Annotated in this window: 24 protein-coding genes; 9 read left to right on the plus strand and 15 right to left on the minus strand. The window is 65.0% G+C overall.

Annotation, left to right across the window (positions count from 1 at the left end):
• Positions 1-102: 102 nt before the first annotated feature.
• The gene (locus ACFMBG_RS10625) at positions 103-756 is read right to left on the minus strand and encodes an aminotransferase class IV family protein (RefSeq protein WP_421054666.1); all 654 of its coding nucleotides are present in this window, start codon (positions 754-756) and stop codon (positions 103-105) included.
• A complete protein-coding gene (locus tag ACFMBG_RS10630; RefSeq protein WP_421054667.1) occupies positions 699-1,904 on the minus strand; it encodes an aminodeoxychorismate synthase component I in 1,206 nt (401 codons plus the stop codon). The genes ACFMBG_RS10625 and ACFMBG_RS10630 overlap by 58 nt, the downstream gene beginning before the upstream one ends.
• Before the next feature lie 199 nt (positions 1,905-2,103).
• Here ACFMBG_RS10630 and carB point away from each other — a divergent pair, with 199 nt between their 5' ends.
• Positions 2,104-5,460 (plus strand): carbamoyl-phosphate synthase large subunit, encoded by a 3,357-nt coding sequence (carB, locus tag ACFMBG_RS10635; protein WP_421054668.1) that lies wholly within the window; start codon positions 2,104-2,106, stop codon positions 5,458-5,460.
• Positions 5,461-5,640: 180 nt separating this feature from the next.
• Positions 5,641-6,216, plus strand: coding sequence for a cytochrome P460 family protein (locus tag ACFMBG_RS10640; protein ID WP_421054669.1), 576 nt, complete (start codon positions 5,641-5,643; stop codon positions 6,214-6,216).
• A 109-nt stretch (positions 6,217-6,325) separates the two neighbouring features.
• On the opposite strand, the gene ACFMBG_RS10645 is transcribed toward ACFMBG_RS10640, so the two are convergent.
• The 3 genes from ACFMBG_RS10645 to ACFMBG_RS10655 all read right to left on the minus strand — a co-directional run bounded on the left by ACFMBG_RS10645 (position 6,326) and on the right by ACFMBG_RS10655 (position 8,862).
• Positions 6,326-7,039: a trypsin-like serine peptidase gene (locus ACFMBG_RS10645; RefSeq protein WP_421054670.1), complete on the minus strand. Its 714-nt coding sequence runs from the start codon at positions 7,037-7,039 to the stop codon at positions 6,326-6,328.
• Between the two features lie 637 nt (positions 7,040-7,676).
• Positions 7,677-8,405: an arsenical resistance protein ArsH gene (arsH, locus tag ACFMBG_RS10650; RefSeq protein ID WP_421054671.1), complete on the minus strand. Its 729-nt coding sequence runs from the start codon at positions 8,403-8,405 to the stop codon at positions 7,677-7,679.
• Positions 8,398-8,862 (minus strand): hypothetical protein, encoded by a 465-nt coding sequence (locus ACFMBG_RS10655; protein ID WP_039134831.1) that lies wholly within the window; start codon positions 8,860-8,862, stop codon positions 8,398-8,400. Before ACFMBG_RS10655 ends, arsH begins: the two co-directional genes overlap by 8 nt.
• Before the next feature lie 379 nt (positions 8,863-9,241).
• On the opposite strand from ACFMBG_RS10655, the gene ACFMBG_RS10660 reads away from it, so the two are divergent.
• Positions 9,242-9,847, plus strand: coding sequence for a thymidine kinase (locus ACFMBG_RS10660; protein ID WP_421054672.1), 606 nt, complete (start codon positions 9,242-9,244; stop codon positions 9,845-9,847).
• Positions 9,848-9,928: 81 nt separating this feature from the next.
• Here ACFMBG_RS10660 and ACFMBG_RS10665 read toward each other — a convergent pair whose 3' ends face one another.
• From ACFMBG_RS10665 to ACFMBG_RS10700, 8 genes are all read right to left on the minus strand, one after another.
• On the minus strand, positions 9,929-10,882 hold the full coding sequence (locus ACFMBG_RS10665) for a 2-hydroxyacid dehydrogenase (protein ID WP_421054673.1): 954 nt from the start codon (positions 10,880-10,882) through the stop codon (positions 9,929-9,931).
• A gap of 1 nt (position 10,883) precedes the next feature.
• The gene (locus ACFMBG_RS10670; RefSeq protein ID WP_421054674.1) at positions 10,884-11,222 is read right to left on the minus strand and encodes a tRNA-binding protein; all 339 of its coding nucleotides are present in this window, start codon (positions 11,220-11,222) and stop codon (positions 10,884-10,886) included.
• Positions 11,215-12,030 (minus strand): pyrroline-5-carboxylate reductase, encoded by an 816-nt coding sequence (gene proC / locus ACFMBG_RS10675; RefSeq protein ID WP_421054675.1) that lies wholly within the window; start codon positions 12,028-12,030, stop codon positions 11,215-11,217. Before proC ends, ACFMBG_RS10670 begins: the two co-directional genes overlap by 8 nt.
• A gap of 39 nt (positions 12,031-12,069) precedes the next feature.
• A complete protein-coding gene (locus ACFMBG_RS10680; RefSeq protein ID WP_421054676.1) occupies positions 12,070-12,570 on the minus strand; it encodes a type III secretion system chaperone family protein in 501 nt (166 codons plus the stop codon).
• Positions 12,571-12,880: 310 nt separating this feature from the next.
• Entirely contained in the window at positions 12,881-13,957 is a 1,077-nt protein-coding gene (locus tag ACFMBG_RS10685) for a DUF2652 domain-containing protein (RefSeq protein ID WP_421054677.1), read from the minus strand.
• Between the two features lie 155 nt (positions 13,958-14,112).
• Positions 14,113-14,664, minus strand: coding sequence for a 2OG-Fe(II) oxygenase (locus tag ACFMBG_RS10690; protein WP_421054678.1), 552 nt, complete (start codon positions 14,662-14,664; stop codon positions 14,113-14,115).
• A 119-nt stretch (positions 14,665-14,783) separates the two neighbouring features.
• Positions 14,784-15,137, minus strand: coding sequence for a hypothetical protein (locus tag ACFMBG_RS10695; protein ID WP_421054679.1), 354 nt, complete (start codon positions 15,135-15,137; stop codon positions 14,784-14,786).
• 140 nt (positions 15,138-15,277) lie between these two features.
• Positions 15,278-15,526 carry an accessory factor UbiK family protein gene (locus ACFMBG_RS10700; RefSeq protein ID WP_421054680.1) on the minus strand — a complete coding sequence of 83 codons (249 nt, stop codon included), beginning with the start codon at positions 15,524-15,526 and terminating at the stop codon, positions 15,278-15,280.
• 97 nt (positions 15,527-15,623) lie between these two features.
• On the opposite strand from ACFMBG_RS10700, the gene lgt reads away from it, so the two are divergent.
• The 5 genes from lgt (at position 15,624) to ACFMBG_RS10725 (ending at position 19,855) form a co-directional block, all read left to right on the plus strand.
• Positions 15,624-16,523, plus strand: a complete 900-nt coding sequence (gene lgt, locus ACFMBG_RS10705) for a prolipoprotein diacylglyceryl transferase (protein ID WP_421054681.1) — start codon at positions 15,624-15,626, stop codon at positions 16,521-16,523.
• Positions 16,520-17,587 carry a class I SAM-dependent methyltransferase gene (locus tag ACFMBG_RS10710; protein WP_421054682.1) on the plus strand — a complete coding sequence of 356 codons (1,068 nt, stop codon included), beginning with the start codon at positions 16,520-16,522 and terminating at the stop codon, positions 17,585-17,587. The genes lgt and ACFMBG_RS10710 overlap by 4 nt, the downstream gene beginning before the upstream one ends.
• The gene (pgeF, locus tag ACFMBG_RS10715) at positions 17,584-18,339 is read left to right on the plus strand and encodes a peptidoglycan editing factor PgeF (protein WP_421054683.1); all 756 of its coding nucleotides are present in this window, start codon (positions 17,584-17,586) and stop codon (positions 18,337-18,339) included. Before ACFMBG_RS10710 ends, pgeF begins: the two co-directional genes overlap by 4 nt.
• Before the next feature lie 288 nt (positions 18,340-18,627).
• On the plus strand, positions 18,628-18,750 hold the full coding sequence (locus tag ACFMBG_RS10720; protein WP_421054684.1) for a hypothetical protein: 123 nt from the start codon (positions 18,628-18,630) through the stop codon (positions 18,748-18,750).
• A 319-nt stretch (positions 18,751-19,069) separates the two neighbouring features.
• On the plus strand, positions 19,070-19,855 hold the full coding sequence (locus ACFMBG_RS10725) for a Hint domain-containing protein (protein WP_421054685.1): 786 nt from the start codon (positions 19,070-19,072) through the stop codon (positions 19,853-19,855).
• 42 nt (positions 19,856-19,897) lie between these two features.
• Here ACFMBG_RS10725 and ACFMBG_RS10730 read toward each other — a convergent pair whose 3' ends face one another.
• Both ACFMBG_RS10730 and ACFMBG_RS10735 read right to left on the minus strand, forming a co-directional pair.
• On the minus strand, positions 19,898-20,332 hold the full coding sequence (locus tag ACFMBG_RS10730) for a CBS domain-containing protein (protein ID WP_421054686.1): 435 nt from the start codon (positions 20,330-20,332) through the stop codon (positions 19,898-19,900).
• Positions 20,333-20,489: 157 nt separating this feature from the next.
• On the minus strand, positions 20,490-20,990 hold the full coding sequence (locus tag ACFMBG_RS10735) for an Lrp/AsnC family transcriptional regulator (RefSeq protein ID WP_027234840.1): 501 nt from the start codon (positions 20,988-20,990) through the stop codon (positions 20,490-20,492).
• Between the two features lie 239 nt (positions 20,991-21,229).
• On the opposite strand from ACFMBG_RS10735, the gene trxB reads away from it, so the two are divergent.
• Positions 21,230-22,171, plus strand: coding sequence for a thioredoxin-disulfide reductase (trxB, locus tag ACFMBG_RS10740; protein ID WP_421054687.1), 942 nt, complete (start codon positions 21,230-21,232; stop codon positions 22,169-22,171).
• Positions 22,172-22,207: the final 36 nt, after the last annotated feature.

The raw sequence follows: 22,207 nt of genomic DNA on the forward strand, positions 1-22,207 counted from the left end.
TCTGCGGCAACCGCAGCGCGCCGCAGGCGCGCTGCCGGGCCCAAGGGCAAGCGCTGGCTGGCGCCAGCCAGGCGGCGCCCGCCCGCGGGAGCGCTCAGCCCCTTACACCAGACGGGCCGGGATCAGACCGCGCAGGGAGTTGCCCACGTGGATGGCCTTCGCATCGTGCAGGTCCTGTACCCTCAGCACCTGCTCCCGGCACCCTCCGCTTTCCAGCAGCGTCTGGCGCAGAACGCCCGGCAGCAGGCCGCAGCTCAGCGGCGGTGTCACCATCTGCCCGTCCTGGCGGGTTACGAAAAGATTGGTGATGGTGCCCTCGCAGACCTCGCCGCGCTGGTTCAGGAACAGCAGCTCCTCCACGCCCGCCGGCAGCGCTGCCCGCGCGGTGTCATAGAGCGCGCGGCGGGTGGTCTTGTGCTGCAGCCAGAGGTCACCGGCCTCCAGCCGGGTCTCCGCAATGCCGAGGCGCCATTCAGACGGGTTGTTTCCCAGCGGTGCTGTGGTCAGCTCCAATTTGCCAGCCGCATCCAGCGTCAGCCGGCAGCGCAGCAGTGCATCTCCGGCGGCCCCAGTCAGAACCGCCTGCGCCTCATCAGGTTCAAAGGGAATGCCAAACGCCGCTGCGCTGCGCCCCATCCGGGCCAAGTGCTGCTGCAGATTCCGGAACCCTTCACCCGGATGCCAGCCCAGCGTTTCGATCAGGCGGAAAGCGGAATCGTTCTGGAGGGCGTCACGCGGGCGAACCGGGCTTTCCATAGCGCTTCCTCATATTCCGATTCCGCGGTGCTGTCCCAGACCACGCCGCCGCCCACGTTGAGTGTTGCGCGGCCCTCTTCCAGCATCAGCGTGCGGATCGCCACGTTGAACTCGGACGCGCCGTCCGGCGCCGCCCAGCCGATGGTGCCGCAATAGATGTCGCGGGCCCAGGGCTCCAGCTCCGCCAGGATCTCCATCGACCGGATCTTCGGCGCGCCGGTGATCGAGCCGCAGGGGAACAGCGCGGTGAAAATATCTGCGAGCCCGGCATCGGGCCGCAGTTTCGCCCGCACCAGAGACACCATCTGATGCACGGTGGCATAGCTTTCCACCGCAAACAGCTCCGGCACATGCACCGATCCGGTCTGTGCCACGCGGCTGATGTCGTTGCGCAGAAGGTCCACGATCATCAGGTTCTCGGCGCGGTTCTTCTCGTCCTGGCGCAGGAAGTCGCGGCGGCGGGCGTCCTCGACCGGATCGTCGCTGCGCGGCTGGGTGCCTTTCATCGGCCGGGTTTCGATCACGCCCTCCGCACCGGTGCGGAAGAACAGCTCCGGCGAGCGCGACAGCAGGTCCGGCAGACCGTCCTGCTGGACCAGCGCGCCGTGGCCCACCGCCTGCCGGGCCTGCAGCGCGGCATAAAGCTCTTCAGCGGTGCCGTAGGCATCCGCATCAATCGGGAAGGTCAGGTTGGCCTGATAGATGTCGCCCTTGCCGATATTGCGGTTCACCTCCGCGAAGGCTTCGGCATAGCGTTCATAGCTCCAGCGGGGTGTAATTCCTTCCAAACCGGCACAGCCCGGCTGCAGGCCGGGCAGCGCCCGACCCTCCCCACGGGAGGGCGCTTTCGCCCCCTCCCAGGGCCGGGCGCTGCCCTCAGTATTCTGCGGCAGCGGTTCCTCATAAACCCCAAAGCAGATCAGCGGCAGCCGCCGGTCCTTTGGCATCCGCGCAGCCAGCTTCGGCTCCAGCGCATATCCCAGCTCATACGACGCATAGCCCGCCAGCCAGTGCCCGGCATCTCGCGCAGCGTCGAGCGCCGCCAGCGCGGCAGGCACCTCTTCCGGCCCGTCCGCGCGGATCACGCGCAGCGGCTGGTCAAAGCATGTGCCGGCCCCCTTGGGGCCCCGGTCAAAGCGAATCCGCACTGAAAAAGTCTCCGCGAGTTTCTTGCCCCCACATATATCTGTTCGCTATGCGAACAAAAGGGGTGGATGCGGCATTTCCAATTCCGTTTCCGATACCCCTTGAACCTTTCGGCGCGGTCCCTATAACGCAGGACAATTTGGGCGCACGCCAGCGCCCGTGATTCAAAGCTGCCCGCGCGTCAACCAAAGGAATATGGCCATGCCCAAAAGAACCGACATCCAGTCGATCATGATCATCGGAGCCGGTCCGATCGTCATCGGGCAGGCCTGCGAGTTCGACTACTCCGGCGCCCAGGCCTGTAAAGCCTTGCGCGAAGAGGGCTACCGGGTGATCCTGGTGAACTCCAACCCGGCCACCATCATGACCGACCCGGGGCTCGCCGACGCCACCTATATCGAGCCGATCACCCCGGAAGTGGTCGCTAAGATCATCGAGAAAGAGCGCCCCGACGCGCTGCTGCCGACCATGGGCGGGCAGACCGGCCTCAACACCTCGCTGGCGCTGGAAGAGATGGGCGTGCTGGAGAAATTCGGCGTTGAGATGATCGGCGCCAAGCGCGACGCCATCGAGATGGCCGAAGACCGCAAGCTGTTCCGCGAAGCGATGGACCGGCTCGGCATCGAGAACCCCAAGGCCACCATCGTCACCGCGCCCAAGCGGGAAAACGGCACCGCCGACCTGGAGGAAGGCGTCCGCATCGCGCTGGAAGCCCTGGATGAGATCGGCCTGCCCGCAATCATCCGCCCCGCCTTCACCCTCGGCGGCACCGGCGGCGGTGTGGCTTATAACCGCGACGACTACATCCACTTCTGCCGCTCCGGCATGGATGCCTCGCCGGTGAACCAGATCCTGGTCGACGAAAGCCTGCTGGGCTGGAAGGAATACGAGATGGAAGTGGTCCGCGACAAGGCGGACAACGCGATCATCGTCTGCTCCATCGAAAACGTCGACCCGATGGGCGTGCACACCGGCGACTCGATCACCGTCGCCCCGGCGCTGACGCTGACCGACAAAGAATACCAGATCATGCGCACCCACTCGATCAACGTGCTGCGCGAGATCGGCGTGGAAACCGGCGGCTCCAACGTGCAGTGGGCGGTGAACCCCGCCGACGGCCGCATGGTTGTGATCGAGATGAACCCGCGGGTGTCCCGCTCTTCGGCGCTGGCCTCCAAGGCAACCGGCTTCCCGATTGCCAAGATCGCGGCCAAGCTGGCGGTTGGCTACACCCTGGATGAGCTGGACAACGACATCACCAAGGTGACCCCGGCCTCGTTCGAGCCGACCATCGACTATGTCGTCACCAAGATCCCGAAATTCGCCTTTGAGAAATTCCCAGGGAGCGAGCCTTACCTGACCACCGCGATGAAGTCGGTGGGTGAGGCGATGGCGATCGGCCGCACCATCCATGAATCGCTGCAAAAGGCGCTGGCCTCGATGGAATCCGGCCTCACCGGCTTTGACGAAGTCGCCATCGAAGGTGTCGGCGCCGATGCTTGGGAACCGGCGGGCGACAAGGCCGCGGTGATCAAGGCGATCGGCAAGCAGACCCCCGACCGGATGCGCACCATCGCCCAGGCAATGCGCCACGGCTTGTCTGACGACGAAATCCAGGCCGTCACCAAGTTCGACCCTTGGTTCCTGGCCCGCATTCGCGAAATCGTCGAGGCCGAGGCCGAAATCCGCACCGGCGGCCTGCCGTCGGATGAGGCCGGCCTGCGCGCGCTCAAGATGCTGGGCTTCACCGACGCCCGCCTGGCCAAGCTGACCGGCCAAAAGGAGGCTGAGGTCCGCAAGGCCCGCCGCGCCCTGGGCGTCAACGCCGTGTTCAAGCGCATCGACACCTGCGCCGCCGAGTTCGAGGCGCAGACCCCCTATATGTACTCGACCTACGAGACCCCCGCCTTCGGCGACGTCGAATGCGAGGCGCGCCCATCGGACAAGAAGAAAGTCGTCATCCTCGGCGGCGGCCCCAACCGGATCGGCCAGGGCATCGAGTTCGACTACTGCTGCTGCCACGCCTGCTTTGCGCTGACCGATGCGGGCTATGAGACCATCATGATCAACTGCAACCCGGAAACGGTGTCGACCGACTATGACACCTCGGACCGGCTGTATTTCGAGCCGCTGACGTTCGAGCACGTGATGGAAATCCTGCGGGTGGAGCAGGACAACGGCACCCTGCACGGCGTCATCGTGCAGTTCGGCGGCCAGACCCCGCTGAAACTGGCAAACGCGCTGGAAGAGGAAGGCATCCCGATCCTGGGCACCTCCCCCGACGCCATCGACCTGGCCGAGGACCGCGAGCGGTTCCAGGACCTGGTCAACAAGCTTGGCCTCAAGCAGCCGAAGAACGGCATTGCCTCCACCGACGAACAAGCGCTGGAAATCGCAGGTGAAATCGGCTTCCCGCTGGTGATCCGCCCGTCCTACGTTCTGGGCGGCCGGGCAATGGAAATCGTCCGCGACATGGACCAGCTCAAGCGCTACATCGCCGAGGCGGTGGTGGTCTCCGGCGACAGCCCGGTGCTGCTCGACAGCTACCTGGCCGGCGCGGTGGAACTGGACGTCGACGCAATCTGCGACGGCAAGGACGTGCATGTGGCAGGCATCATGCAGCACATCGAGGAAGCCGGCGTGCACTCCGGTGACTCGGCTTGCTCGCTGCCGCCCTACTCGCTGGACAAGCCGGTGATCGAACAGATCAAGGAGCAGACCTTTGCGCTCGCCAAGGCGCTGAACGTGGTTGGCCTGATGAACGTGCAGTTCGCGATCAAGGACGGCGAAATCTACCTGATCGAGGTGAACCCGCGCGCCTCGCGCACCGTGCCGTTTGTTGCCAAGGCAACCGACAGCGCCATTGCCTCCATCGCCGCCCGGGTGATGGCGGGCGAGCCGCTGACGAACTTCCCGCTGCGCCCGCCCTACGGGCCCGATGCAGGCTACGACGTCGACACGCCGATCGCCGACCCGATGACGCTGGCGGACCCGGACATGCCCTGGTTCTCGGTCAAGGAAGCCGTGCTTCCGTTTGCCCGCTTCCCGGGCGTCGACACCATCCTGGGTCCGGAAATGCGCTCCACCGGTGAAGTTATGGGCTGGGACCGCTCCTTTGCCCGCGCCTTCCTCAAGGCGCAGATGGGCGCCGGGATGAAGCTGCCGTCCAAGGGCCGCGCCTTCATTTCGATCAAGGATGCCGACAAGGGTAAGCTGATGCTCGAGGCAGCGCAGATCCTGGTAGAGCAAGGCTTTACCCTGGTTGCCACCCGCGGCACCCAGACCTGGCTGGACGGCCAGGGCGTGGCCTGCGAGCTGGTGAACAAGGTCTATGAAGGCCGCCCGCACGTGGTCGACATGCTGAAGGACGGCGACGTCCAGCTGCTGATGAACACCACCGAGGGCGCCCAGGCGGTCGAGGACAGCAAGGAAATGCGCTCCGTCGCGCTTTATGACAAGATCCCCTATTTCACCACCGCCGCCGGCGCCAACGCCGCCGCGCGCGCCATCAAGGCCCAGGCCGAAGGGGACGTCGAGGTGAAATCGCTGCAAGGGTAGGCCCCAGCGCTCAGACGCTTTCCGCAACGTTGAAAAGCCCCGGCAGCGCCCGGGGCTTTTTGTTTGGCGCCCCCTCCCCGTCACGCAGCCGTGTTGAGTATTGACCGCTGCCCCTCCCCATTCTGTGCGACCCTGAACGGCACCCCATGATCCGTAACTTCCAGCTCAGGGAGAAAGGCCATGACTTACCGATTGAGTATTGCCGCAGGACTATTGACCCTGGCTCCCGTCGGCGCATTTGCCCAGGACTGCCCGGTAGAGGGCGACCCGGCCGCCCTTGAGGCCGAGGCCGTCGTCAAAATCTATGAATGCATCGAGGCAAAAATGGCCGAAGGCTATACCGCAAACGGCGATCCCGTCGGCTCGGAGTTCCGCTCCTGGCAGGTGACCTCCGCCCGGCCCGCCCAGCCCGGACCGCATGGAGACCGGTACCTGCAGACCTTCGCCAATGAGACCGCCGCGGAGCAATACCTGAAGTTTGCAGAAGAAGGTTTTGAGATGCCGGCCGGATCGGTCCTGGCCAAGGAAAGCTTCACAATTGAGAACGGCAACGCGGTTCCCGGCCCCCTGTTCATCATGACCAAGCTGGCCGAAGGTGAAGCGCCGGAGGCCGGTGACTGGCTTTATGGAGCCCTCATGCCCGATGGCCAGGAAATGGGTATCCAGCAAAGCTTCTGTGCCGGCTGCCACTTGAACTGGGAGGCCCAGGACAGCCTGGCCTACCCGCTGGAGGAGGTCCGCCTCAGCAGCCAGTAGACGCGGGCAGCCCTGCCGCCAGGCAAGCAGCCCCGGGACTTCGCCGGGGCTGTTTCACGTTCTGCCGCAACCGTTTGACAGCATCAGGAAATGCCACGGGTGCGTGCTGTCAGCCTGCCTGACGCATCAGCGTTTGCAGCGACTGACCCAGCGGCGCAGCCAGCGACACGCCCTTGCCGCCCATCCGCGCCTTGGAGGAGATCACCGAGACCAGCCGCGGCGCGCGGCCCGGGAGGGTCTGCAGCACCGGTGAGCCGGAGGCGCCGAGATCGACCCTGCAGGAGGTAATCAGCGAACTCTGGCGGGCCACCAGCACCTGGCAGGCCGTCTGCAGCCTGGGCGACCTCGCGTTGCTGTGCGAGTAGGACATCACGTCGACCCGCGCGCCCCGCTCCGGAGCGGCGGCCAGCGCCAGCGGGCGCACCACATCGGCGCTGATCGGACGCTCCAGCCGCAGCACCGCGATATCTGTGCCGGTCTGGAACTGCCCGGTCTGCCCGTGCCGGTAACCGGCGTGGATCGCCGCCTTGGACACCCTGCGCGAGGCCTTCGACTGGCGGCCATTGAGCCCCGCCTCGAATTTGACGCTGCGCGGGTTCACCGCGCGGCCGGTGCGGATGTCATACATGCAATGGGCGGCAGTCAGCACCATGTCCGGGGCAATCAGGCTGGCCGTGCACATGCTTCGGCCGCCGATGTTCAGGCGGCCCACCGCCTCCCATCCGGGGACGGACTGCACCGGCGCCCGCTGCCCGTCCGCGGCGGCAGTTCCGGCACCGACCCCCATCAAGACAGCGGCGGCAATTTCTAGCAATCGTCTCATGACCCACTCCATTTTCCCACACCGCCATGGTGGGTGAGTCCTGAGGCTGGAATGCGGCTTGCTGCGGTGCCGCGCTGGCAGAAAGATGGGCAGAATGCGACAGGATTAACAAAGGATTAAGACCCGCCCCGCGTGCATCAGCCGCAGCGGCAAAACCCCTTATTTTCTTAACGCTCACCCTCGATTTTCAGAAAATTCAGTTCAAAACACCGGAAAACCTTATGTTTTCCGTTAGGATAACAGGCAGCAATTCCCCCTGTTTCCGCGGGAAATCTGTGTCTGGCGGTAACTTCGAGGCTCAATTGCGGCACAAATGAGCCTTAACAAATGCCTAAACGCCAGGCCCGCCGCTCCCTGAGTCTTTAACAGCGCGCCGCGCCGCAGCTTCCTGAAAAACCGCGCATTTTCCCGCCTGCCAAAAGAGGCAGCACTTGCCGCGGTTGCAGCAGCGGGGCAGACTTGGCGGCAACCGCAATGATCTGAAAAGGAGCCCCTGAATGCGGCTGCCCCTGATTGTCACCGCGTTGCTCTTGCTGGCCGCCTGCGATGTCCCGCTGATACCGCTGATCTGACATGCAAAAAAGCCCCGGCAGCAGCGCCGGGGCTTTCTCTATTCAGGTGCAGTGATCTGCTCAGATTACTTCTGCGACACCCGCTTGTGCACCTCTTCGGCGCTTTCCACCCGCTCCGAGTAGCGGTCGACCAGATAGCCCTTGCGCCCCCGCACCAGCCAGGTGAACTTCACCAGCTCCTCCATCACATCCACCAGACGGCGGTAGAACGGGCCCTCCGGCAGGCGCTCGCCCTCGCTGAATTCCAGCCAGGCCTTGGGGATCGAGCTTTGGTTCGGAATGGTCAGCATCCGCATCCAGCGGCCCAGGATGCGCATCTGGTTCACCGCGTTGAAGCTTTGCGAGCCGCCGGACACCTGCATCACCGCCAGCGTCTTGCCTTGGGTTGTGCGGATCCCTCCCTGCAGCGACAGGGGCAGCCAGTCGATCTGCAGCTTCATGATGCCGGTCATCGCACCGTGGCGTTCCGGGCTGGACCAGACCATGCCCTCGGACCAGACCGCCAGATCGCGCAGCTCCGCCACCTTGGGATGCTCCGCCGCGCCGGTATCGTCCGGCAGCGGCAGGCCGGAGGGATCGAAAATCCGCGTCTCGCAGCCCAAGCTGCGCAGCACCCGCGCCGCCTCTTCCGCAGCCTTGCGGGAATAGCTCACCTCACGCAGGGAGCCATACAGCAGCAGGATGCGCGGCGGATGGCGCGGATCGCCTGGTGCAGCCAGCGCGTCCACATCGATCGGGTGCAGCTCCCCTGCCGCGACAGCGGGCAGGTCGCTCAGGTCAAGGGGTTCAGGCACTTTCTTCTTCCAGGTGCAGTTTCATATCCAGCAGAACCTGCTGCAACAGCACGGTTTCCCGCAACAGCCGCTTGGCCTCGTTGACGGTGATGATACCGTCCTCGATCGCCGCCTGGTATTCGCTCATCAGCTGGGCAAACCGCTGGCTCAGCGCGATCACGTCCGAGTTCACCCCGCCGCTGCGGCCGGTCTCCTCGGCGCTGCCGTTGCCATTGTAGGACAGCGTGATGTTCTTCAGATCCGCCAGCGCCGAGGTCACATGCGGATATGACGCCGCCCCTTCCAGCTTGGCCACCGCATCCACCGGCATGAACCGGTCCGCGTGCTCGGCGTTGTCAGAGTAATACCGCCCCAGTGTCGCCTTGGACTTGCCGGTGATCTGGCAGGCAGCTTCGATGCCGACATCCTTCACCAGCGCTTCGGTGTGCTTCTTCAGATACGTCCCGATTTCAGCCATATACTTCCTACCTGGCTTGCCCGCCGCCCCCATGGGGAACGAACCGGTTAATTTCCCATTTCTGAGTTGTAGAGGAATTGCGATACCTTATCCATCCCTCAGGTTTTCAGGGATTTAGCGAGTGGCATGATGCAATAGGCATCTGTTGTCCGGTGCAAAGCAGGACGGGTGAGTGACGTCCTGCGTCAGGGCAATTGGTCTGCCCGGAACTTGCGCCTTCCGGGGCTATTGGCGATGGCTGTTCTACAGGGGTTTTTGTTCCGCCCCGGCCGCGCCAGCCCCGGGAGGCCTTCCAGCCTGACGCCAATCGGCCACCGCCTGGGGAATTCCTGCGCGAATCCGGTTTTCCCCGCGCGCGCCTCCGGGTAAACCCGCCGCCATGGCCAAGCTCTATTTCAACTACTCCACCATGAACGCGGGCAAATCGACGGTTCTGCTGCAGGCCTCGCACAACTACCGCGAAAACCGCATGGACACTTACCTGCTGACGGCGCAGCTGGATGACCGGGCCGGAGCGGGCAGAATCGCCTCCCGCATCGGCATCGGCGAGCAGGCGGACATGTTCTCGGCCGGCGACGACCTGTACCAGCGCATCGAACAGCGCCTGGCGCGCGGACGGGTGGCGGCGATTTTTGTCGACGAGGCGCAGTTCCTGGAACCGGAGCAGGTCTGGCAGCTGGCCCGCGTCGTCGATGACCTGCGGGTGCCGGTGCTGGCATACGGCCTGCGGGTGGACTTCCAGGGCAACCTGTTCCCCGGCTCCGCCACCCTGCTGGCACTGGCGGATGAAATGCGCGAGGTGCGCACCATCTGCCACTGCGGCAAGAAGGCCACAATGGTGGTGCGCCAGGACGATCAGGGCCGTGTCATGACCGAGGGCGACCAGGTGCAGATCGGCGGCAATGAGACCTATGTCTCGCTGTGCCGCCGCCACTGGCGCGAGGCCACCGGGGACACGGCAAAAGACAAAACAGCCGCCCGCTAAGGCAGCTGCTTCTTTCTGGTTCTGAATACCCCGGGGGTTCCGGGGGCAGCGCCCCCGGCTTTTTTTTGTGCAGGCAGAACCTCAGACCCGGTTGGGCAGCGCCTCACCCGCGAGGTATGCGGCCACATTGTCCAGCGCCATATGCCCCATGTTGCTGCGGACCTCTTCGGTGGCGGTGCCCAGATGCGGCAGCAGGGTCGCGTTATCCAGGTCGATCAGCGCCTGCGGCACCTTCGGCTCGAACTCATAGACATCCAGCCCCGCGCCGCCGATGCGGTTGTTCTGCAGCGCGTCGATCAGCGCCGCCTCCTCCACCACTTCGCCGCGGGCGATGTTGATCAGATGCGCATGGGGCTGCATCGCGTTCAGCACCTCGGCGTTGATCAGGTGATAGGTCTCGGCACCGCCCGGCACCGCCACCACCAGGAAATCCACCTGCCCCGCCATTGCGGTCAGGCTTTCCGCCCGGTCCGCCGGGAAGTCCAACTCCTTTTCGGACCGCGCCACGTAAGACACATCCATGCCAAAGCCGAAGTGGCAGCGGCGCGCAATCGCCTGGCCGATGCGGCCCATGCCGGCGATGCCGACACGCTTGCCGGTGGCGTGCAGGCCCAGCATCTGGGTCGGGTGCCAGCCCTCCCAATCGCCCTTGCGCAGCATCCGCTCGCCTTCCGAGGCGCGGCGCGCCGACATCAGGATCAGCGTCATCGCGATATCGGCGGTGGCATCGGTCACCGCGCCCGGCGTGTTGGTCACCTCGACGCCGGCCGCCCGCGCGGCCTCCACGTCGATGTGGTTGTAGCCGACCCCGAAGTTGGCCAGCAGCTTGCAGCGCGGCGTGCCCGCCTTGGCAAAGATCTCCGCCGTGAACTTGTCGCCCAGCGTCGGCACGACAATGTCAAAGTCGCTGAGCGCGCGCAGCATCTCCGCCTCGCTCATCACCGCGTTGGTTTCGCGGATCTCCAGATCGGCAAAGGCCTCCCGCGCCCGTGCCGTGACCGCTGCCGTCATCGGCCGCGCAATCCAGATTTTCATCTCAGTGCATCCTCCCGCCCAGCGGGACCTTTCCATCGGGACCCGCCAGGAATATCTCTCCGTTTTCATCCGGCAGGCCCAGAACCAGGATCTCTGACATGAACTTGCCGATCTGCCGCGGCGGGAAGTTTACGACGGCCAGAACCTGCTTGCCCACCAGCGTTTCCGGCATGTAATGCGCCGTAATCTGCGCTGAGCTCTTTTTTACGCCGATTTCAGCCCCGAAATCGACCCAGAGCTTGATTGCCGGCTTGCGCGCCTCGGGAAACGGCTCCGCGCGCACGATTTCGCCGACGCGGACGTCGACCTTCAGGAAGTCGTCAAAAGTAATCTCAGCCACGCGACAGCTCCTTGGACCGGTCCGTTGCCGCCGCTACCGCGCGCTTCAGCAGCGCCGGGAAGCCATCCTGCTCATCCATCAGCACCTCCAGCGCCGCCTGGGTGGTGCCGTTGGGGCTGGTCACATTGATGCGCAGCTGGCTGGGGCTGTCCTCTGCCGCCTCGGCCAGCGCACCGGCGCCGCCCACGGTGGCCTTGGCCAGCTTCATCGCCAGTTCCGCCGGCAGCCCCTGCGCCTCGCCCGCCGCGGCCAGCGTCTCGATCAGGTGGAACACATAGGCCGGGCCAGAGCCGCTGACGCCGGTCACCGCATCCATCTGGTCTTCGTTCTCCAGCCGCACGGTTTGCCCGACGGCCTGCAGCAGCCCCTCGGCGCGTTCCAGGTCCTTGGGCGCGGCGTGGGCATTGCCGATCAGCGCGGTGATGCCGCGGCCCACCGCGGCGGGGGTGTTCGGCATTGCCCGCACGATCGGGGTCTCTGCCCCCAGAATGTCCTGATATGTCGCAATCGAGGTGCCCGCGGCCACCGAAATGAACAGCGTCTGGCCGTTGCCATAGCTTTGCAGCGTCGGCAGCGCCTCGCCCATCATCTGCGGCTTCACCGCGATCAGCACGATGCCCGGCGTTTTGGGCAGCTCCGCATTGAGGTGAACGCCGGTGCCCTTCAGCCAGTCCGAGGGGTGCGGGTCGATCACCCAGACCGAAGCGGCGGGCAAGCCGCCCTCCAGCCAGCCGGCCAGCATCGCCGATCCCATCTTGCCGCAGCCCAGCAGCACCAGGCCGCGTGCGGCAATCTCTTGCATATCCATCTTTCGCCCCTCCCCTAAATCTCAGGTTCAGGGCAAGGTTTACGCCCGGCCGTAGGCCTCTGCAATGGCGACCTGCATCGCTTCCTTCGGGCTGCGCTGGCCCCAGACCGCCAGCTGGATCGCCGGATAATAGCGCTCCGCATTGGCCACCGCCGCGTTCAGCATCGCGTCGATCTGCTGCGGGCTGGCCATCTGGCCGCCAGCCAGCATCAGGCCATAGCGGAACAGCATCAGCTTGTGGTCGGCCCAATAGGTAAAGGAGCCTTCCCAGCACTGGTCGTTCATCTCGTTGATCAGCTCATACAGCCGCGGCAGCTCCGCCTCCGGCGGCTCCATCTCAAAGCTGCAGACCAGCCGCAGGCATTCCTCATAGCCCGACCAGGCCAGCGTCAGCGAATAGGTGCGCCACTGCCCCTCCACCGACATGGCGATCTGGTCATCGCCGACCCTGTCGAAGTCCCAGTCATGGCGCGACGCCAAGGTCTCGACGATGTCGATGGGATGGATGTCTTCTTCCAGGTGAAGCTCGGATAGTGCCATGATGCCACCTCTCTTTATTGCCTAGCACACCAGGCACAGAGGCACCCAATAGCTAGCTTTTTGCGCTACGGGCCGGGGAGGCATCCCCGCTCCCATACTAGATATGGTGGGCCTGAATTCATGATCTGGCAACCTTTATTTTGGGGATATCTGCAATAACTTGTGGATGAACTATCCACAGACCCCAAAATGCCGGCATCGTGACTATGATGCGGATATCAGCGGAGGTAAACCCCGACCGCCCCGCAAAACGCCAGCGCGCCGCGGTGTCCAGGGCAATTTTTCGGGGAGCCGGACCAGCCGGCCGCTGTCAGGACGGCAGCGCCAGCTGCCTTTCCAGCGCATCAAAGGAGACCGGCCAGAATTCCGACAGGAACCCCACCGCCTCCTGCTCCGACACCTCGGACCGGTTGCCCGCGCTGTCATAGGCCCGGCCGATGGTATAGCGCAGATCGGTCCCGTCCTCCACCTGCGTCAGATGATAGGTCTCGGGCAATTCGATGCCTTCGCGGCCAGGGTCCTTGATCCGGGTCGAGAAATACTCGAACGGCTGCCAGTCGGTGACCCGGTAGACAAACTCCGCCAGGGAATGACCGCAGTGGTACACCGACCCGGCCCCCAGGCGGCCGTCAGGGTTTTCCATCTCCATGGTGCTGACCTGATCCATCCAGCGCAGCTTGAACTCCGGCGCGGTCAGCGCCTCCCAGACCAGCTGCGGCGCGGCCTTGAACCGGCGCCGGTAGGTCCAGACCCCGTCCGCCTCCTCCAGAAAATCCCGGTCCTGGCCGGCCCGGAACCGGTCCCAGGCGCGGGCCAGGTCATAGACCTGCATGGACACCTCTCCGAAATGCTCGATCGGCTGCGAATAGGGCTTCATCGCCGCCTCCAGATGCATCGCCTGCACCGCCGCATCGCTGAACAGCGCATAGCTGCGCACGCCGGTTTCCGCCGCGGCCTCGGTCTTGGTCATCCGGTGCACCAGGATCACGTCGGCGCCCGACAGATCCTTGACCGGCCCCACCTGCATCTCGTCAAAGGCGCCGTAGTGGACAATGACCTTCAGATCCAGCCCGCCCGCGTTGGCGCAGGCGCGGCAGGGGCAAGTGGTGTTGGCCACGATATCCTGCCGCCGGGCGGCAAAGGCGTTATAGAGGTTCTCGCAGAACGTCAGCAGCAGATCGCCGGAGACCAGCTCGGCCCGCGTCGAATAGGCCAGCACCGCGTCGCCTTCCAGTTTCCAGAAGTGCAGCGGATCGCCGACCTGCTCCGCCACCGCCTGCAGCAGCGACTGCAGGATCGGGTTGGCGTGGTCCAGCTCGGAGGAGGTCAGGAATTGGGTATACCCGGATATATCCGCAATCAGCATATAGCCGTTCTGTGCCGTCATCGTACCTGTCCCCCGCTAAACACCCGGACGCCCTGGGAGCAGCCCGGCACCAGTATAGCAGAGCAAACGGTATTTTGCGCAAACAAGGCGGATCCTGCCCTGAAAGCGTGGCGGGATATTCAGCTGCCGGCAGGCGGGACCGGCCGGCAGGATGCTCAGCGGAAGGCGGGGCCGTGGGCCCAGACGGTCAGCGACTTGCGCTCGCCGCGGGTGACCGGCGTCACCTGGTGCAGCAGGAAGCTGGGAAACACCGTGCAGCTGCCCTGCACCCGGCTGGCGGCCACCACATGGGCGCCGGGCATGATCTCCAGCTCGCCGCCGTCATAGGCTCCCGGCTTGCTCAGCTGCACCACCAGCGTCAGCTTGCGCTTGCCCGCCACCGGCCCGTCGCCGATGTCGGAATGCCAGGCGAAATGGCCGTTGTCTTCTTCCCGGTAGCTGGCAGCCTGCGGGCTCTCGGCAAATTCGCGCAGGTCAAAGTCGAACTGCTCCCGGTTGGCCCGGCGCACCACGGAGATCAGCCGGTCCATCACCCAGCCGGTGCCCGGCACGTCATCCAGCCACACCACGCTGGCCCGGCGCAGGTTGTGATCGCGGGTCTGCCCCACCAGCCGCGCCTCACTGTCCGGCTCCGCCTCCACTTTCCGCAAAATCTCCGCGCATTCCTGCGTGCTGAACGCATTGGGCACCGAATAGACCGCAACCATGCCACACTCCTCTTCAAGCAGCTGAGGCAGCATGTACTCGACTACACTGCAGGCGCTGGACGGTTTTCGACCCGGCGGATAGAAAGCGACCTGTTTTTGCTTGCTGCACCACAGAGCAGCTATGCGCTGTGCGCAGACCGGCGCACAATAAAACCGCTTCGTACAATTTCAGCAGCAAAGCCGCGGTCCGCAAAATACGCAGAATGCTCAAGCGTCAGGTCAGTTCTGGCGAACAGAACTTCACTCCATTCGGGAAAGTGGACTTCAACCTGCTCGAACTGCTCGAACAGCCCAGCTAGTGGCGCCCCGCTGCGGGGCACTGCAAACAATGCGCTGTTCGGCACGCCTGCTTCATGCTTCCAGAGACTTTCGGCATAGGCCCTATGAGCCGGAATATCTGCCAGCCAGAACGCCTCTCCCAGCGGTGGCAATTCATCCTTTCCCAGCTCATCAAATGCAACAGTGATACGCATGTTACTTCCTTTGCCGGGAACAGCCTCAACCTGTTCTAGCAAGGTAGCAATTCTCTCAAAACAAAAAAGCCCGCCGCAGATCCCTCAGCGGCGGGCCTCAATTCAGCGCCGGGCGGGCAGCCTGCCCGCCAGTCCAAGGCTCAGGCTTTGTCTTTCGCCTCCAGCGCATCCAGCCGCGCCTTCAGCGCCTCGTTTTCCTCGCGCGCCTTCTGAGCCATCGCGCGCACCGCGTCGAACTCCTCGCGGGTGACAAAATCACGGTCGGCCAGCCAGCGGTCGATCATGCCTTTCAGTGCGGTGTCCGCCTCATCCTTGGCGCCCTGGGCCACGCCCATCGCATTGGTCATCAGCTGCGAAATATCGTCCAGGATCTTGTTGCGGGTCTGCATGTTCTTCTCCGTCTCGGGGTTGTCTCCTATATGGGCAAGCAAAGCCGCGGCGGCAAGCCGTTGACTTCCCATAACCCGCAAAGGCATTCAGTCGCACATGCAGGCCCTGATCCCCTTCCCCGACCTCTCGCCCGAGATCTTCTCGATTGCCATCGGCAGCTTCGAATTTGCCCTGCGCTGGTATGCGCTGGCCTACATCGTTGGCATCGTCATTGCCTGGCGCCTGGCAGTGGCCGCGCTGCGCCGCCCCGCGTTGTGGCCCGCCAGCCAGCCGCCGATGCGGCCCGGACAGGTCGAGGATCTGCTAACCTGGATCATCCTAGGAGTGATCCTGGGCGGGCGGCTTGGCTTCGTGCTGTTCTACCAGCCCGGCTATTACCTGGCGAACCCGGCGGAGATCCTGAAGATCTGGCAGGGCGGCATGGCCTTTCATGGCGGCCTTATCGGCGTGGTGCTGGCCACCCTGATCTATGCCGCGCGCCACAACATCCCGAAACTGCAGATCGCCGACCTGGTCGCCCACACGGTGCCGCCGGGGCTGCTGCTGGGGCGGCTGTCCAACTTCATCAATGCCGAGCTGTGGGGCCGCCCGACCGACCTGCCCTGGGGCGTCGCCTTCCCCGGCCAGGCCGCGCAGGACTGCGGCCAGGCGCTGGGAGAGCTCTGCGCCCGCCACCCCTCCCAGCTTTATGAAGCCATTCTGGAGGGGCTGATCCTCGGCGCGCTGCTCCTGTACCTCGCCTGGCGGCGGGGCGCCTTCCACACCCCGGGCCGGCTCTTGGGCGTGTTCCTGGCGGGCTACGGCCTGGCCCGGTTCATCGTCGAATTCTTCCGTCAGCCGGACGCGCAGTTCGTCACCCCCGGCAACCCGCTGGGGCTGGCCTGGCACATTGATGGCATCGGCCTGACACAAGGCCAGGCGCTGTCGCTGCCGATGATCGCGATCGGGCTCTACTTCCTGATCCGCGCCCGGCAATCCGCCCGGAGCGCCGCATGACCCTGCTGGCCCACCTCACCGCCCGCATCCGGGAAGACGGCCCCATTTCGGTGGCGGACTACATGGGGGATTGCCTGCTGCACCCGCAGTTCGGCTATTACACCACCCGCGACCCGCTGGGGGTTCAGGGCGATTTCACCACCGCGCCGGAAATCAGCCAGATGTTCGGCGAGCTGCTGGGGCTCGCCCTGGCGCGAAGCTGGCTGGACCAGGGATCGCCCGCCCCCTTTACCCTGGCAGAACTCGGCCCGGGCCGCGGCACCCTGATGGCGGACCTCCTGCGCGCCACCCGCGGCGTGCCGGGGTTTCACGCCGCCATGCAAATCCGCCTGGTTGAGGCCTCTCCGGCCCTGCGCGCGGCACAGGCCAAGGCGCTGGAGGGCTATGCCCCCGAGTGGCTGGACAGCGTCACGGATCTGCCGGACCAGCCGCTGTTCATGGTGGCAAACGAGTTCTTCGACGCCCTGCCCATCCGCCAGTTCATCCGCAGCGGGGATCACTGGAGCGAAAAGCGCATCGGCCTCAAGGACGGCGCGCTCAGCTTCGGCCTTGAGGCCGCCGCCCAGCAGCCCGCGCTGGACCACCGGCTGCAGGACACCCGCGACGGCGATGTGGTCGAACTCTGCGAAGCCGCAGGCCCCGTCACCGATGCCATCGCCGCGCGAATCGCTTCCCATGGCGGCGCGGCGCTGATCGTGGACTACGGCGACTGGCGGGCGCTGGGGGACACCCTGCAGGCGCTGCGTGCGCATCAGCCCGCCGATCCGCTGCAGGATCCCGGCCAGGCCGACCTGACCGCGCATGTGGATTTCGAAGCGCTGGCAATCTCCGCAAAATCCAATGGTTGCGCCTTCACCCGCCTCACACCCCAAGGGGTATTCCTGGAGCGGCTGGGCATCACCGACCGCGCCCGCGCCCTGGCCGCACCGCTGGCGGGCGAAGGTCTGGAAACCCTGATCGCCGCACATCGGCGGTTGACGCACCCGGAGGAAATGGGAAACCTGTTCAAAGTGCTCGGCCTCTATCCGTCGCAGGCCGCCCCTCCGCCAGGATTGAACCCATGACGCTTGAAATTCTCACGTCCGATCTGCTTGGCCCGGTGCGGCACGGGTTTTTCACCCGCAGGGGCGGCGCGTCTTCCGGCGTCTACCGGGGCCTCAACTGCGGTCTGGGCTCCACCGATCAGCGCGAGGCGGTGCAAATCAACCGCGCCCGCGTTGCCGCGGCGATGGAGGTGCCGGCAGAGCATCTGAGCGCGGTGCACCAGGTCCACAGCGCCGATGTGGCGATCGTCACCGAACCCTCGCAGGAGCGTCCGCGCGCCGATGCGATGGTGACAAATGTGCCGGGCCTGGCACTGTCGATCCTGACCGCCGACTGCCAGCCGGTGCTGTTTTCCGACCCCGAAGCGGGGGTCATCGGCGCCGCCCATGCGGGCTGGCGCGGCACCCTGGACGGGGTGCTCGAAGCCACGCTGGACGCCATGGAAGGCCTCGGCGCCCGCCGCGAGAACATTGCGGCGGCAATCGGCCCGACCATTTCCCAGCGCGCCTATGAGGTGGGTCCCGAGTTCTTTGAGGACTTCATGATGCAGGACGACAGCTACGCCCGTTTCTTTGCCAATGGCCAGGGCGGCCGCTACCTGTTCGACCTGCCGGGCCTGGGCCTCCACAAGCTGCGCCAGGCCGGCGTCAGCGCCGCGGAATGGACCCGCCACTGCACCTATTCGGATCCGGAGAAATTCTTCTCCTACCGCCGCGCGACCCACGCGAAAGAGGCCGACTACGGCCGCCTGATCTCCTGCATCCGGCTTTAACCACCCGTTAACCGCGCAAATTGTGGCGGGTTTTCTGAAATTCCGCCGCAATTGCTGCTGTCCGCTGCGCAAACCGCGTTCGCGCGGATTTATTTTCCCAAATAAACCAATCCGTTAACCCCTCGCCCTGCCCCGCCCGCCAATCCCAGCCGCGGAACCCGCGGCTCTGAAAATGCCCCCGGCGGGCCATATTCGCGGCGCAAAGATTACTCATAAAGAGGTCAGAACAACACAACCAGCCGCCGCCCCGGAGAAGGGCGCAGCTGCAGGGCGAAGGACAGACCGACCATGAAGATGAACAAGCGTTTCATTGCCTCCATCATCCGCTCCGCCAAGAGCGAGACCGTGACCCTGCCTTGGGCTGCCGCACGCCGCCAAGCCGGCCAGGCGCCCAAGCAAAAACTGGGTTAACGCCGGGGACGGGTGCCCGGGCGGCGGTCAGCACTGGCGCAGCCGCGCCAGCCCGTTGCCGCCGCCCGGGCACCCAACCGGCCTGGCAGATGCCGGGACCGGCTTGACGCTTCCTTAGCCGAATCACCTTACCTGCAACCCGGCCTGCCGCTGGGTCCAGCCCGCAGCGGCGAGAGGCCGGCCGTTAACCAGTTTGCTTCAGATTTTTTGACAATTCGAATAAATTCCCGCCATTTTGGCACATATAGATCGTTCAAGCGCGTCTGTGTTGCCGGTGGGGGCCGATGCAAACGGGCAGTTTGAAAGGAGAGGTCCGGTAATGACCATCCCTCACTCGCTGCAGAGGGCTGCAGCCAATGCCGTCGAAGCCAACGCGTTCCTGCAGGACCCGGCGGCGCTGCGAACCGCCGCCAAGCCGCAGCTGCGGCGTTTCGAGGTCAGCAGCCTGCTGCCCAGCGGCGCCATCTCGGAAACCCGCCACATCGCCCCGGCGCTGCCGCTGTTCGAGGACGCCTTCTGCGCGTTTTCCCGCGGCTCGCTGGTGGAAACCGCCACCGGCCCGGTGGCCGTCGAGGACCTGCTGCCCGGCGACGAACTCCTGACCAGCGGCGGCGGCAGCCAGCCGCTGGTGTGGATCGGCCGCACCAGCCTGCTGCCGGCCCGGCCCGGCTCGCGCGGCCGCAGCCACCGTCTCACCAGCTTCATGGCTGACAGCCTGGGCCTGCAGAAACCGGCCTCCAGCCTGGTCGCCGGCCCGGCCGCCCGGCTGCTGCGCACGCCGCCGCACATGCAAAGCTGCAGCCAGGGGCCGCTGCTGACTCCGGTTGCCGAATTCCAGGATGGCATGAGCATCTTTGAAACCGCTCCGCCGACGCCGGTGGACATGTACCACCTGTGCCTGCCCCGGCATGCGGTGATCAATGCAGGCGGGCTGGAGTTCGAATCCTATCACCCGGGCCCGGATGCGCTGAAGCTCGCCAGCTATGCGATCAAGACCCTGTTCCTGAACCTGTTTGCCCATGCCGACAGCATCCAGGACTTTGGCCCGCTGGCGTATCCGCGCGCCGACAGCCAAGGCAGCAGCGCGGGAGGCACCCTGCTGTAGACACCCCGCCGGCGGCCCTGCCGCCGGCTTGGCGCCGGACGGTCAACTCATCCCGCGGACATAGCGCACCAGCTGGCTGGCATTGAACTGCTCTTCGTCAATGATCGCCTTCATCAGATCGCCGATCGAGACAATCCCGGCCAGCTGCCCGCCTTTCAGCACCGGCAGATGCCGGACATGCTGTTCAACCATCAGCGCCATGCAGGCCTCGGCGCTCTGCCCCGGCTCAACACTGGTGAAATCGGTTGCCATGACATCGGCAAGCGGCGTCGTCGGCGAGGTCTTGCCCGCCAGAAAGACTTTGCGGGTATAGTGCCGCTCGGTGAAGATCCCGGCCAGCCTGCCGCCGGACATCACCAGAACCGACCCCACGTCCTCTTCTGCCATCAGCTTCAGGGCGTCGACCACCATGGCCTCCGGCGGAAGCGTGTGCAGCGTCTTGTCCTTGCCATCAAGTATTTGCTGAACAGTTGCCATCGTTATACCTCCAGTCGGCGGAACAACGACCGGGTCAAACCGATGTACCGGCATGCCCCGCCCTTTCAGCATCCGGCGTTTTCGCCCTCGCGTCAATGACTTGGATCAAGAACGCTGTACCGCACGGCGGATGCGGCCCTGCAGGGCCGGCGCTGGCTCAGGCCTCGCGGGCCAGCCGCTCCTCCAGCACCTCGAACGGCACGCCCGGCTCATCCTTGGCGCCGCGGATCACCAGCGAGGTCTTGACGCTGGCCACATTCGGCGTGGTCAGCAGCTCGCTGGTCAGAAAGCTCTGGAAGGTGCTGAGATCGGGGGAGACGCATTTCAGGATGAAATCCACCTCGCCGTTCAGCATGTGGCACTCGCGCACCAGCGGCCAGCTGCGGCACTTCTCCTCAAAGGCGCTCAGCTCCACTTCGGCCTGGCTCTCCAGCCCCACCATGGCAAAGACCTGCACCTCGAACCCCAGCTCGCGGGCGTTCACATCTGCATGATAGCCGTGAATCAGACCGGCCTCCTCCAGCGCCCGCACCCGGCGCAGGCAGGGCGGTGCCGAGATGCCGACCCGCTTGGCCAGCTCGACGTTGGTCATCCGCCCATCGGCCTGAAGCTCCGACAAAATCTTGCGATCAATCGGATCTAGACGGGTTGTGACCATGCCGGAAACTCCTGTGAATTTTGCGTTTCTTATAGCACCGCCACCGGGCCGCGCAATAATGTTTCATCGCCGCGCAATATTCTTTGCACTCCGAAGGTGCAAGCCGCAATTCCGGACGGCATCCGCAAATCTGCATCCCGCGGCATGCAAAGGCTGGGGGTTTAAGCCAGCGGGTCCTGCCGCTATATGCATTTCCTGACGGCGGCAAGCCCGCCATGCTGCTTACGTAAGGGACGAACATGAGCGAGACGCGCCACACCAAGGTTCTGATCATCGGCTCCGGGCCTGCAGGTTATACCGCGGGGGTCTATGCCGCCCGCGCCATGCTGGAACCGATCCTGGTCCAAGGCATCGAGCCCGGCGGCCAGCTGACCACCACCACCGAGGTCGAGAACTACCCCGGCTTCACCGAGGTGCAAGGCCCCGACCTGATGATCAAGATGCAGGAGCACGCCCAGGCGATGGGCTGCGAGGTGATCGGCGACTACATCACTTCGCTCGACACCTCCAAGCGTCCCTTCGTGGCCAAGGCCGACAGCGGCACCACCTTCACCGCCGATGCGGTGATCCTGGCCACCGGCGCCCGCGCCAAATGGCTGGGTCTGGAGAGCGAAGAGAAGTTCAAGGGCTTCGGCGTCTCGGCTTGCGCCACCTGCGACGGCTTCTTCTACCGCGGCCAGGAGATCGTGGTGATCGGCGGCGGCAACACCGCCGTGGAAGAGGCGCTGTTCCTCACCAACTTCGCCTCCAAGGTGACGCTGATCCACCGCCGCGACGAGCTGCGCGCCGAGAAGATCCTGCAGGACCGCCTGTTCAAGAACGAAAAGATCGAAACCCTGTGGTTCCACACCCTCGAAGAGGTCGTGGGCACCGACAACCCGCTGGGGGTCGAGGGCGTCGTGGTCAAGAACGTGCAGACCGGCGAAGTGAAGGAAATCCCCTGCAAGGGCGTCTTTGTTGCCATCGGCCATGCCCCCGCCAACGAGCTGGTCAAGGACGTGCTAGAGCTGCACAACGGCGGCTATGTCAAGGTGAAGCCCGGCTCCACCGAAACCTCGATCCCCGGCATCTATGCCGCGGGCGACCTGACCGACCACAAGTACCGCCAGGCGGTCACCTCGGCCGGCATGGGCTGCATGGCGGCGCTGGACGCCGAACGTTTCCTGGCAGAGCAGGAATAAGCACTGAACAGGGGTTCCCGGTCAGGCCGGGGATCC

Origin of the sequence: Leisingera coralii (genome assembly GCF_049056525.1) — a bacterium.
Taxonomy (GTDB): Bacteria; Pseudomonadota; Alphaproteobacteria; order Rhodobacterales; family Rhodobacteraceae; genus Leisingera; species Leisingera coralii.